This window comes from Sphingomonas sp. CBMAI 2297, assembly GCF_029870595.1.
GTDB lineage: Bacteria > Pseudomonadota > Alphaproteobacteria > Sphingomonadales > Sphingomonadaceae > Sphingomonas.
This window is the reverse complement of record NZ_JAPDIR010000006.1, coordinates 20,585-33,263: the sequence shown is the minus strand read 5'-3', so window position 1 is coordinate 33,263 and position 12,679 is coordinate 20,585. Positions and strand designations below refer to the sequence as shown.

The following is a 12,679-nucleotide window of genomic DNA, read 5'->3' as shown; positions in this document are numbered from 1 at the left end:
CGTTGCCGGCGACGGTGGCGGTGCCGATCTCGGTGCCGGCGGCGTTGAGGATGTGCACGGTCGCGCCGGGCTCGCCGGTGCCGGTGACGGCGGTGCCGTCGGCGGAGACGGTGCCGGTGGGCGCGAGCGGCGGGGTGATGTCGGGGGCCGTCGCCGGCGTCGCGGGCGAGACGTTACCTGCCGGGTCAGCCTGGGTGACCTGCAAATGCTGGCCGTTGAGCTGCGCGGTGGAAAGCGTGACGACATAGCTGCCATTGGCGGCGACCAGGGCGGTGCCGAGCGGCACGCCGCCCGCGTCCCGCACCGTCACCGTTGCGCCAGGCTCGCCGGTGCCGGTCACGAGCGTGCCGGTCGCATCGACCGTGGCGGCCGGAGCGGCCGGCGGCGTGGTGTCGGGCGCGGTCGCCGTGACCGAGGGCGAGGCGTTGCCCGCCGGGTCCCGCTGGATCGCCGTCAGCGTCTCGCCATTGGTCTGCGGCGTCGCGAGTGTGGCGCTGTAGGTGCCGCCGGGCGCGACGGTGGCGGTGCCGATCGGGGTGCCCGCGGCATTGGTGATCGTGACGGTGGCGCCGGGCTCGCCGGTGCCGGTGACGGTGGCGCCGTCCGCCGACACGGTGGCGGTGGGCGCGGCGGGGGGCGTCGTGTCCGGCGCCGTGATCGGCACGGCGGGCGAGACGTTCGCGGCGGCGTCCGCCTGGGTGACGGACAGCGCCTGGCCGTTGGTCTGCGGCGTGCCGAGCACGACGGTATAGTTGCCATTGGCGCCGACGGTTGCCGTGCCGAGCACGGTGCCGCTCGCATCGGCGACGCGCACCGTGGCGCCCGGTTCGCCGGTGCCGGTGACGATCGTGCCGGTCGCATCGATCGCCGCTACCGGCGCAGCCGGCGGAGTCAGGTCGGGCGCGATTGCCGTGGCCGGCGGCGAAACGTCCCCTTCCGCATCGGCCTGGGTGACGTGCAGCGTCTCGCCGTTCAGCTGGGGCGTGGTGAGTATCACCACATAGGTGCCGCCGGGCGTGACGGTCGCGGTGCCGATCACGGCGCCGTTGGGGCCGGTCACGCTCACCGTGGCGCCGGCCTGGCCCGTGCCGAACACGGTCGCGCCATCGGCCGCCACTGTCGCGGTGGGTGCCCCAGGGGAATCGTTCGGGACGAGGTCGGGGGCGACCGCACTCCCCTGGGGCGAGGCATTGCCGGCGGCGTCCGTCTGGACGAGGCCGAGCAACTGCCCGTTAGTCTGTGGCGGGACGAGCGTGGTGGTGAAGGTGCCATCCGAAGCTACGACGACGGTCCCGATGTGCAGGCCAGTCGGATCGGTGACGACCAGGGTCGCCCCCGCTTCGCCCGTGCCGGTTATCGAGGCGCCATCCGCCGCGACCGTCCCGACAGGTGCGGGCGGCGCGGTGAGATCGGGTGCGGTAAGCGACAAGGCCGGGGAGGCATTCCCCGCCGCATCCGTCTGCGTCACGCTCAGCACCTGGCTGTCGATCTGCGGGGTGGAGAGGACGACCGAGAAGGTTCCCGCCGCGCTCACCGTCGCTGTCCCGATCACCGTCGAGAAAGGGTCGCGTACCACGACCGTGGCTCCCGGCTCCCCCGTGCCCGAGACGACCGCGCCGGTGGCATCGAGAGTGGCGACCGGGGCCGCGGGAGGCGTGATGTCCGGCGCATTGGCCGTGCCGGGAGGCGAGACATTGCCCGCCGCATCGGCCTGGGTGGCGCTGACCGTGCCGCCATTGGCCTGGGGCGTGGTGAGCGTGATCGAGAAGTGACCGTCGGCCGCGACCGGTCCGGTGCCGAGGACGGCGCCGGAGGCGCTGGTGACCGTGACCGTCGCGCCCGGCTCGCCCGTTCCCGTCGCGGTGGTGCCGTCGGCGCTGATCGCGAGAACCGGGGCGGCGGGCGGCGTGATGTCCGGCGCCAGTGCCGGGGTCGGAGCCGAAAGATTGCCGGCGGTGTCGGTCTGGGTGACTTCGAGCAGCTGGCCATTGGCCTGGGGCGTGGTCAGGATCACCGCATAGGCGCCATTGGCGGCGACCACGGCGGTGCCGATCGCAGCGCCGGAGGGATCGTGGACGATCACCGTCGCGCCAGCCTCGCCGGTGCCGGTGACGATCGTGCCATTGCCATTGACCGTGGCGGTGAGCCCGGTCGGCGCGGTGATGTCCGGCGCCGTCGCATGCAGGTCGGGCGAGGGGTTGCCCGCCGGATCGGTCTGGCGGACGGTCAGCACTTCGCCATTGGTCTGGGGAACGGACAGCGTGACCGAATAGCTGCCGTCGGCGGCCACGGTCGTGGTGCCGAGCACCGTGCCGGACGGCCCCCGCACGGTCAGGGTCGCGCCGGCCTCGCCGGTGCCGGTAACCGTTGTGCCGTCGGGCGAGATCGTGGCGGTGGGCAAGGCGGGCGGAGTCAGGTCGGGCGCGGTGGCCGGTACCGGCGTGGAGGCATTGCCTGCCGGATCGGCCTGGGTGACCTGGAGCAGCTGGCCGTTGGTCTGCGGAGTGGTGAGGGTGACGCTGTAGCTGCCGTTCGCGGCGACCACCGCCGTGCCGATCGCCATGCCCGAGGGATCGCGGACGGTGACGGTGGCGCCCGCCTCGCCGTTGCCGCTCACCACCGTGCCGATGCCGTTCACTGCCGCGGTGAGGCCGATCGGCGCGGTGATGTCGGGCGCGTGCACGGCCGTTTCGGGCGAGACATTGCCTGCCGGATCGGTCTGGGAGACCTCGAGCAGCTGGCCATTGGCCTGCGGCGTGGTGAGGGTGACGCTGAAGCTGCCATTGGCGGCGACCACTGCCGTGCCGAGCGGATTGCCGGCGGCGTCATGGACGGTCACCGTCGCGCCCGGCTCGCCGGTGCCGGTCACTGCCGTGCCGTCCGCCGACACGCTGGCCACCGGCGCGGCGGGAGCGGTGAGGTCGGGCGCGGTGACGGTTACCGGGGTGGAGACATTATGGGCGGCGTCCGCCTGGGTGACCTGGAGCAGCTGGCCGTTGGTCTGCGGAGTGGTGAGCGTTGCGCTATAGCTGCCATTCGCAGCCACGGTCGCGGTGCCGATCACCGTGCCGCCGGGATCGCGTACCGTTACGGTCGCGCCGGGCTCGCCGCTGCCGGTGACGACCGTGCCGCCGCCGCCGATCGCTGCCGTCAGGCCAAGCGGCGCGGTGATGTCGGGCGCGTGCACGGCCGTTTCGGGCGAGACATTGCCCGCCGGATCGGTCTGGGAGACCTCCAGCAGTTGGCCATTGGCCTGGGGCGTGGTGAGGGTAACGCTGAAGCTGCCATCGGCGGCGACCACCGCCGTGCCGAGCGGATTGCCGGCGACATCGTGCACGGTCACCGTCGCGCCGGGCTCGCCCGTGCCGGTCACCGCCGTGCCGTCCGCCGACACGCTGGCCACCGGCGCGGCGGGAGCGGTGAGGTCGGGCGCGGTGACGGTTACCGGCGTGGAGACATTATGGGCGGCGTCGGCCTGAGTGACCTGGAGCAACTGGCCATTGGTCTGCGGGGTGGTGAGGGTGACGCTGTAGCTACCATCGGCGGCGACCACCGCCGTGCCGATCGCCGTGCCCGAGGGATCGCGGACGGTGACGGTGGCGCCCGCCTCGCCGCTGCCGGTCACGACCGTGCCGCCGCCGCCGATCGCTGCCGTCAGGCCGATTGGCGCAGTGATGTCGGGCGCGTGCACGGCTGTTTCGGGCGAGACATTGCCCGCCGGATCGCTCTGGGAGACCTCCAGCAGCTGGCCATTGGCCTGGGGCGTGGTGAGGGTGACGCTGAAACTGCCATTGGCGGCGACCAGGGCGGTGCCGAGCGGATTGCCGGCGGCGTCATGGACGGTCACCGTCGCGCCCGGCTCGCCGGTGCCGGTCACTGCCGTGCCATCCGCCGACACGCTGGCCACCGGCGCGGCGGGCGGGGTGATGTCCGGCGCGGTCAGGTTCACGGTCGGCGAATGGTTGCCGGCGCCATCGGTCTGCCCGACCGTCAGCGTCCCGCCATTGGCCTGGGGCGGGGCGAGCGGGACGAAATAGCTGCCATTGCCCGTGACCACCGCCGTGCCGACGGTCACGCCGCCCGCACCCGTGATGGTGACGGTGGCGCCAGGCTCACCGGTGCCGGTGACCGACGTGCCGTCCGCCGCGATCGTCGCGGTGGGCGCCGCTGGGGCGACGACGTCCGGCGTCGTCACGCTCGTGGGGGGCGAGACATTGCCGCTGGGATCCGTCTGGGTGACCGTCAGCGTGCCGCCGTCCGACACGCCCGGGGCCAGCGGCACCGTGTAGGTGCCGTTCGCGCCGACGACCGCGGTACCCACCGTCGTGCCGGTATCGGGGTCGCGCACGGTGACGGTCGCGCCGGGCTCGCCGGTGCCGGTGACGGAGGTGCCGTCCGGCGTGACGCTGGCCGTCGGCGCGGCGGGGGGCGAGAGATCGGGCGCCGTGACGATGGTGGGCGGCGAATGGTTGCCGGCCGGATCGGTCTGCACCACGGTCACCGGCTCGCCGTCGAACACGGCGGGCGGCAGTGATATCGAATAGCCGCCATCCGCATTGGCGACGGTGCCTCCCAGCGGCCGGCCGTCGGCATCCGTCACCGTCACCGTCGCGCCGGGCTCGGCGCTTCCCGAGACGGTGAAGGTGTGCGGGTCCATTATCGCGGTGGGCGCGCTGGGCGGCGTGATGTCGGGCGCCGCGAGATTGATGGGGTTCGATCCGTTGCCCGCCGGATCGGTCTGCGCGACGGTGATCGTGCCGCCATTGTTCTGCGGCGTGGTCAGGGTCACGGTATAGCTGCCCTGCGCGTTGACGACGGCGGTGCCGATCACGGCGTCGCTGCCGTTGCGTACGGTCACGGTCGCCCCGGGCTCGCCGGTGCCGGTGACGATCGTCCCGTTGGGATTGATCGCGCCAGTGGGCGCCGCCGGCGGGGTGGTGTCGGGCGCATGCGCCGTGGTGGAGGGCGAGACATTGCCGGCCGGATCGGTCTGGGTGACGGTGACCGTCTGGCCATTGTTCTGGGGCTGGGTGAGCGTCACCGTGTAGCTGCCGTTGCTGCCCACCGTGCCGCTGCCGAGCAGCGTGCCCGAGGGGTCGCGCACCTGCACGGTGGCACCCGCCTCGCCCGTGCCGGTCACGCTGGCGCCATTGCCGCTCACCGTCGCGGTGGGGGCGCTGGGCGGAGTGGTGTCCACGGTGGCGGTGGAACCGCCGCCACGGCTCGAGCCGCCGCCGCCGCCCGCCAGTGCCGCGGCGCCGCCGGCCACGGCGACGCCCCCGAGCAATACCGGAAGCAGCGCGCCGCCTCCGCCGCCGGCCGCGGCCTCCGCCCCGGCTCCGATCAGGAGATCGTCGATCCCGTGCAGCGCCGCGAAGCGCGCCGGTCCCGACGCCGCCGTATTCGCCAGCCAGAGGTGATCGCCTTCGCGAACGACGAGATCGCTCGCCGCCCCGTTTGTCTGGACATAGAAATTGGAGACGCGGATCGTCTCACCATTGGCGAGATGCACGATCAGGTCGTTGCCTTGCCGCTCCAGGCTGGTGATCTGCGACCGGTCGATGTCGAGCCGAACCACACTGGGGCTGGATAGATCGATGGAGTCCCCGGGAACATGGACAATATTACCCGTCGATTTATCGATCACATCGGCACGCATGACAGTCTCCTCCCAGAGAAATCCACGCAACTTCGCCGGAGCCGACTGGTTAACATTTGCGCAAGTATTTAGTTTAAATTTAGTAACCTGCGAAACGTTGTTAGAAGGTCCGGTAAATCGCTCAAACCTCAAGAGGGCGATTTCGATGCAATGCTTCCGAAATCGGAATCAATCGATCTATTTGACGACGAGACTATCGCTCGGCGCCGATTGTTTTACGGGCAGTCACCGGAACCTGAGTGCTGATGGAATCCTGGCCATGGCTGTGGCGCTTTTCACCGGCCTTTTGGCCACCGGAACGCGGGCGTGTCCGATGGGCACGGTGGTTCCGCGCCGGAGCCGGCGATATTTCTTGGCCGGTGGAAGATTTCGTCTTCAGCCGCGATGCCGTGTCTCGGCGAGATCGAGTTCGCGGGTCAGCTTGCGGGCGGTCTCGCTGCCGATCGCGCGCGCCCGGCCGAGTTCCAGCAATCGCGCGCGCTCGGCCTGGATGCCGACGAGCCTGAGCTCGCTTGCCAGCCTTTCCTGCGCGCGTGCTTCGCCCGCCATGCCGTCGCCCAGGCCCTCGATGCGCTCGCGATAGAAGCCCATGACGCGCGCGCCTGCCGCCGCATAGAGATCGGGATCGCCATGCGCCTCGCCGAGCGCGTGCTGGTGCCGCTCGACCGCGCGGATGGCGGCCTCGGCGGTGGCGACGCGTGCGGAATCCTCCTCCGCCTGGCGGGACGGCTCGGGGGGCAGGATCAGCCCCTTGAGCAGGATCGGCAGCGCGATGCTGGCGATGACCAGCGACACGATGATCACGCCGGCCGCGAGGAAGATCGCCAGGTCGCGGGCGGGGAAGGGCGTGCCGTCCCGCAGCATCAGCGGCAGGGTGAGCACGCCGGCCAGGGTTATCGCGCCGCGCACGCCCGCGAACGAGGTCGCCGCGACCAGCCGCCAATTGGGGCTCCGCATCGTTTCGCTGCCCTCGCGCTTGCGCAGGATGGTCAGCCGCAACGAGGTCCACACCCAGGCGAAGCGCAGTGCCGCCAGCCCGGCGACGATCGCCACGACATAGACCGCCAGCCACCAGGGCGAGGCATGGCCGGTCAGCAGCACGGTCTGCTTGGCGCCCGCGACGATGCCGGGCAGCTGCTCGCCCAGCAGCACGAAGATCACGCCGTTGAGGGTGAACTGGAGCGTGTCCCACACCGAGTTCCGGCGCATGCGGGTGACCGCCATCGCCTGGCGCGAGATTTCGGCGAAGGTCATGGTCACGCCCGCCGCCACGGCGGCCAGGATGCCCGATGCGTGGAGATGCTCGGCGAGCAGATAGGAGCCGAACGGGATCAGCAGGCTGACGAGGATCTGCGAGCCGGTGTCCTCGCCCCAGCGCCGGGTGACCCAGGCCTTGGCGCGCGAGGCGGCGAGCGTGACCAGCACGCCGATCGCCAGCCCGGCGCCCGCCACCCAGAGGAAAGTCAGCGCCGCCTGGCCCGCGGAGAAGCTGCCCGTCAGCGCGGCGGCGACGGCGAAGCGCAGGCAGACCAGGCCCGAGGCGTCGTTGAGCAGCGATTCGCCTTCGAGGATGTGCATCATGCGCTTCGGGATGGGCACGCGCGCGGCGATCGCCGACACGGCGATCGGATCGGTGGGCGAGATCACCGCCGCGAGCGCGAAGGCCACCGCCAGCGGCATGGCGGGGATCATCCAGTTGATCAGCAGCCCCATGCCGATCACGGTCAGCAGCACCAGCCCGAGCGCCAGCTCGACCACGGTGGAGAGGTCCTTGAACAGCTCGTCCTTGGGGATGCGCCAGCCGTCGAAGAACAGCAGCGGCGGCAGGAACAGGAACATGAACAGCTCGGGATCGAGCTCGACGCGGTGCGAGGTGGACAGGCCGATCGCTGCGCCCAGCACGATCTGCACCAGCGGGGTCGGCACGCCGAACGGCAGCATGCGCGCGACCGCGCCGCTGACGACGACGGCGAGCAGGAGGAACAGGATGATCGAAACGGTTTCCACGGCTCTGCCTCGTTCTGCGCGGCCCGGCGGCCCCGCGGCTAGGTTGCTTGTACCGGCGCGCGCCGGAGATGGGGCGGGAATTCAGCTCGCGCTGGCGAGCCGATAGCCGACTCCGGGCTCGGTCGCGAGCAGCCGTGGATCGCTCGGATCCTCCTCGATCTTCTGGCGGAGCAGGCCGATATAGACGCGCAGATACTGGCTGTCGGCGGTATCGCTGCCCCAGCCCACGGCGAGCAGCCGCTTGTGCGTCACCACCTGGCCGGCGCTGAGCGCCAGCGTCCGCAGCAGGTCATATTCCTTCGGCGACAGCTTCACCACATCGCCCCCCAGCGACACGCGGCGCGCCTGGAAATCGATCTCCAGCGGGCCGCTGCGATAGGTGGCGGGCGTGTTCTTCAGGCTGGAACTGCGCCGGATCGCCGCGCGGATGCGGGCCATCAGCTCGCCGATCTCGAACGGCTTGTTCACATAGTCGTCGGCGCCGTGATCGAGCGCGGCGATCTTCTCGGCTTCCTGATGGCGGGCGGAGATGACGATGATCGGCACCTCGCTCGTCGCGCGCAGGGCGCGGATGACGTCCTTGCCGTCGATATCGGGCAGGCCGAGGTCGAGCAGTACCACTTCGGGCTTGATGTCCTCGGCCATGCGCAGCGCCGGGACGCCGCCCGAGGCGACGGCGACGCTATAGCCTTCGGCGCCGAGCACCGGTTCGAGCACCGCGATCAGCGCGGGCTCGTCATCGACGAGGAGGATATTGGTCATGCTTGCATTGCCTCGGCGAGCGGAAGTCGGATGATGATGCGGGTGCCGCGGTCGTCCAGCCCAGGAATGGTCGCGTGGATGGTGCCGCCCAGCGCCTCCACGAACCCCTTGGCGATCGCCAGCCCCAGGCCGCTGCCGCGTCCGGTCGCGTCGGGCCTGCCGGCGCGGTAGAAACGCTCGAACACCCGCTGGAGCGCGTGCTCCGGTATGCCCTGGCCGCTGTCCGCTATGTCGATCCGGCAGGCACCGTCCTCGGCGGAGATGGCGATTTCCACTCGGGCGCCCTCGTCGCTGTAGAGGATCGCATTGTCGAGGATGTTGAGCAGCACCAGCTCGAAAAGAGCGGGATTGGCGGCGACCGGCAGGTCGGGGTCCGGCGCGTGCAGCGTCACTTGCCGCCCGCCCGCGCGGGGCCGGATCCGGTGCAGCGCCGCGCCGGCCATTTCGGCGGCGCCCAGGATCTGGAGCGGCTGGGCGATGCCGCCCGCTTCCATCCGGCTCATCTCGAGCAGATTGGCCGTGTAGCGATTGAGGCGCTCGCACTCGTCGACCACGCCGCGCAGCAGGCGCGCGGAGGTTTCCGCGTCGAGCTTCTCGCCATAGGCGATCAGGCTCGACGCCGACGCGCTGATCGCGGTGAGCGGCGTGCGGAAATCATGGCTGACCGAGGCGAGCAGCGCGCTCTTCAGCTTCTCGGCCCGGGCGACGGCGCTGCGCTCGGTGATCTGTTCGGACAGCGCGGCGCGCTCGAGCGCCAGGGCGACCATGTTGGCGACCGCGTCGATGAAGGCCGGCTTGATCTTTCCCGGCCGCAGCGGCTCGAGCACGAGCACGGTGAGCGGCGCATTGGCGAGTTCGAGGCGCCGGCCGATCAGCGGGCTGTCCGCGGGAGGTTGGGGCTGGTGCGCGACCCCGTCCGCGAAATCGTGCCAGCTCGCCGCGCAGGGCATTGGCGAGAGGCAGCGCAGCCCTTCGTCATCGACCCGGAACAGCGTCGCCCGCGCGCCCAGGATCCGGTGCACCGCCCGCTCGACGGTGACGACGACATCGGCGGGGCGGGCCGCGGACTGGAGTTCCTGGCTCAGCGCCAGCAGGCTGTTGAGCTGGAGATTGCTCGATCGGGCAGCCTGGGCATGGTCCTTCAGCTGCCCGGCGAGCACGCCGGAAACCAGGGCGCACAGGTTGAACACGACGAGCGGCGCGAGATCGCCGCCCGTGACGATCCGGAAGGTGAGGGCCGGCTCGGTCAGGTAGAAATTGTAGATCAGAAAGGCGGCGAGCGCGGCGATCAGCGCCGAGGCGAGGCCGCTCAGCGCGCCGGCAACCGTGATGCCGAGCACGAACACCAGCGCCGCGGCGACTTCGCCGAGCGGATGGACGGCGAACGCCGCTATCACGGACAGGGTGAGGACGATCGCGGTGCGGAACAGGCCGGCGCGATCGAGATGCAGCCGTGCCGTCAGGAAGCCGATGAGGGGATTTGGTCGTCCGGTCGTCATCGAGCTCCTGATACCCGCGAGGGGTTGGTCCGGGCGGCGGGCCGGGGCCGGGAGCCCAATGTGCCCGCCGCCGCGGTGGGAACGCGCGCCTCTCTTGGGGGGAGGCTTGCATGAGGGGGTGCAATAGCGCGCTCTCGCCGAATGCCTATGGCGGCGGCCGATCCCGGTCCATGCATAAAAAACCTATAGTAACGCCCGCGGGCCAAGCTTCTCTAGGGATGTTTCCGAAACATTTCTTGGAGAAGTTATGCGTAGGGAATTCGTGCTGGCGGTGATGATGGGTGCGGTGGCCCTTGGCGGCTGCGCCAAGCGAGCGCACCCCGGCAACGCGGCGGACGGATCCAGCACGGTTGGCGGTGGCGAGCCCTATGTCGAGAATGGCGAGGATCCGGCGCTGGCGCGGCTGCAGGCGGATCTGGTGGCCAGCGCGGGCAGCGATCGCGTCTTCTTCACCTTCGATGCCTTCAGCCTCTCCCCCGAAGCGCGCGCTACGCTGACGCGCCAGGCGCAGTGGCTGCGCCAGCATCCGCGCGTGGGCTTCCTGGTCGAGGGCCATGCCGACGAGCGCGGCACCCGCGAGTATAATCTGGCGCTGGGCGATCGCCGCGCGCGGGCGGCGGCCGACTTCCTGGCGCTGCAGGGAATCGCGCCGAACCGGATCACGACCATTTCCTATGGCAAGGAACGGCCCGAGGCGCTGGGCTCCGACGAAGCCTCGCACGCCCAGAATCGGCGTGCCGTGTCAGTCGTCATTCATCTGCCGTAAGGAATATGGGGCCGCCCGGGGGAACGTCATCGTTCCGCGGGCGATCCATGTTATCTGACTGTCCAAGATGAAGATGTCACTGGTCAACCCTAGCAGCGCCGGCCCGCCCGCCTCGCGGGGCGGGCGTCCTGCCCTGGTCCGCTCGATGGGGCCGTCCGATTCGGCCGCGTGCGAGCCGGGCGCGACGCGCCCTGCCAATGACGCCATGCCCGCCGCCGGCATGCGGATCGCGCTCTTCTCGGGCAACTATAACTGCGTGCGCGACGGCGCCAATCGCGCGCTCAACCGGCTCGTCGATCACCTGCTCGCGCGCGGCGCCGCCGTGCGGGTCTATTCGCCGACGATCGCCGATCCGGCCTTCGCGCCCGCGGGGGATCTCGTGTCGGTCCCGTCGGTGCCGATTCCCGGGCGCAGCGAGTTCCGGGTGGCGCTCGGCCTGCCGGCGTCGGTGCGCGCGGATGTAGAGCGCTTCGCGCCGAACATCGTGCACGTGTCCGCGCCCGACCTGCTCGGCACTGGCGCGCAGAAGCTGGCGCGCCGGCTCGGCGTGCCGGTGGTGGCCAGCCTGCACACCCGGTTCGAGACCTATTTCGACTATTATGGCCTGGGCGTCCTGCGGCGCTGGGGCGAGCGCCGGCTGCAGCGCTTCTATCGCGCGAGCGATCGCGTCCTGGCACCGAACGCCGCCTCGGCCGAGAGCCTGGTGGCGATGGGCGTGCCGGGCGAGGACATCGCCATCTGGGGCCGTGGCGTCGATCCCGCGGCCTTCTCGCCGGCATTGCGCGACCTGAACTGGCGGCGCGGCCTGGGATATCGCGACGACGAGATCGTGCCGATCTTCTTCGGGCGGCTGGTCATCGAGAAGGGGATAGCCACCTTTGCCGATACCATCCAGGCGCTGCGCGATCGCGGCTATCCGCTCCGCCCGCTGATCGTCGGCGCGGGGCCGGCCGAGGCGCGGTTCCGGGCCCTGCTGCCCGAAGCGGTCTTCGCCGGCCATCTCGACGGTCCCGCGCTGGGCCGCGCGGTGGCGAGCGCCGACATCCTGATCAATCCGAGCATGACCGAGGCCTTTGGCAATGTGAACCTGGAGGCGATGGCTTCCGGCCTCGCGGTCGTCAGCGCCGATGCGGGCAGCGCCCGCGCGCTCATCGCTTCCGGCAGGTCCGGCCTGCTGACGGCGCCCGAGGCGGGCCGTCTTGCCGATGCCGTGGCGCAGCTCGTCGAGCGCCCGGACCTCCGCTTCGCGATGGCGGCGGCGGCCCATGCCGAGGCGCGGGGCTATCGCTGGTCCGAGATCCTGGACAATGTGGTCGCCAGCTATGCCGATCTGCTCGGCACCCGTCGCAGGGTAAGCGCCGCCGCTTAGGTCGTAGACTCACAAAAGCGGCCTGTCGGCAAACGCCCCCAATTGCGGAGGTTCAGAAAGAGTGTCACCAACGGTCGATCGATTGCATCGGCGGCGGACGAAATCGCCGGAACCTAGGCACTAGAAAGACACGACGTGAAGCAGCCGATCTTCCTAGCGTGCGCCGTCGTGCTGGGGCTCAGCGCGGAAAGATCGCACGCGCAAACTGTCGAGCAGCTCCGATCCGAAGGAGTATTCGTCCGCGCCCTAGTCCGCGCGCGCGATGCTAAGGATTGCCGACTTGCCCTCCGCTTGGTCGACGAACGCCAATCCTTTATCCGAGGACAAACGAGAACGTTCAGCCGGAACGGACGTCATCACACGACCGAATTGGATAGAGAGCGCGCGTACCTAGGTGAGCAGCTTGCTGCTTTGGAGAAGCGGCGTGCGATTATCAGTCGAGAATGTCAGTAGGCGTCATGCTCGAACGCTGATGGTGATCAGTAAGCGGCAGCGTCTACTCGCAGGCTTGAGCGAGTTACGAGCAATCATGGCTGGCAATGGCAGCTAGCCACCCAAGATCGGCCGATTAATCCGATATACCGAAAGCGGTCGTTTATGGGTTCCACCCTAGGTTG

The 12,679-nt window shown here is 70.2% G+C and carries 6 protein-coding genes; 2 read left to right on the top strand and 4 right to left on the bottom strand.

The window, feature by feature from the left end; genetic code table 11:
- From OMP43_RS10140 to OMP43_RS10125, 4 genes are all read right to left on the bottom strand, one after another.
- A partial coding sequence (locus OMP43_RS10140; protein WP_280279608.1) for an Ig-like domain-containing protein occupies positions 1 to 5,659 on the bottom strand: 5,659 nt, incomplete at its 3' end.
- Between the two features lie 375 nt (positions 5,660 to 6,034).
- A complete protein-coding gene (locus OMP43_RS10135) occupies positions 6,035 to 7,666 on the bottom strand; it encodes a Na+/H+ antiporter (RefSeq protein ID WP_280279607.1) in 1,632 nt (543 codons plus the stop codon).
- 81 nt (positions 7,667 to 7,747) lie between these two features.
- Positions 7,748 to 8,428, bottom strand: coding sequence for a response regulator transcription factor (locus OMP43_RS10130; RefSeq protein WP_280279606.1), 681 nt, complete (start codon positions 8,426 to 8,428; stop codon positions 7,748 to 7,750).
- Positions 8,425 to 9,927, bottom strand: a complete 1,503-nt coding sequence (locus tag OMP43_RS10125) for an ATP-binding protein (RefSeq protein ID WP_280279605.1) — start codon at positions 9,925 to 9,927, stop codon at positions 8,425 to 8,427. The genes OMP43_RS10130 and OMP43_RS10125 overlap by 4 nt, the downstream gene beginning before the upstream one ends.
- Positions 9,928 to 10,174: 247 nt before the next feature.
- Here OMP43_RS10125 and pal point away from each other — a divergent pair, with 247 nt between their 5' ends.
- Together pal and OMP43_RS10115 are read left to right on the top strand one after the other, a co-directional pair.
- Positions 10,175 to 10,693 carry a peptidoglycan-associated lipoprotein Pal gene (pal, locus tag OMP43_RS10120; protein WP_280279604.1) on the top strand — a complete coding sequence of 173 codons (519 nt, stop codon included), beginning with the start codon at positions 10,175 to 10,177 and terminating at the stop codon, positions 10,691 to 10,693.
- A 67-nt stretch (positions 10,694 to 10,760) separates the two neighbouring features.
- Complete coding sequence (locus OMP43_RS10115; RefSeq protein ID WP_280279603.1) at positions 10,761 to 12,062, top strand: glycosyltransferase family 1 protein; 1,302 nt, start codon at positions 10,761 to 10,763, stop codon at positions 12,060 to 12,062.
- Positions 12,063 to 12,679: the final 617 nt, after the last annotated feature.

What these genes read in the sequence shown, in the direction of transcription:
- OMP43_RS10130 (WP_280279606.1), bottom strand. Translation starts at nt 8,428, where the DNA reads ATGACCAATATCCTCCTCGTCGATGACGAGCCCGCGCTGATCGCGGTG.
- OMP43_RS10125 (WP_280279605.1), bottom strand. Translation starts at nt 9,927, where the DNA reads ATGACGACCGGACGACCAAATCCCCTCATCGGCTTCCTGACGGCACGG.
- pal (WP_280279604.1), top strand. Translation starts at nt 10,175, where the DNA reads ATGCGTAGGGAATTCGTGCTGGCGGTGATGATGGGTGCGGTGGCCCTT.
- OMP43_RS10115 (WP_280279603.1), top strand. Translation starts at nt 10,761, where the DNA reads ATGAAGATGTCACTGGTCAACCCTAGCAGCGCCGGCCCGCCCGCCTCG.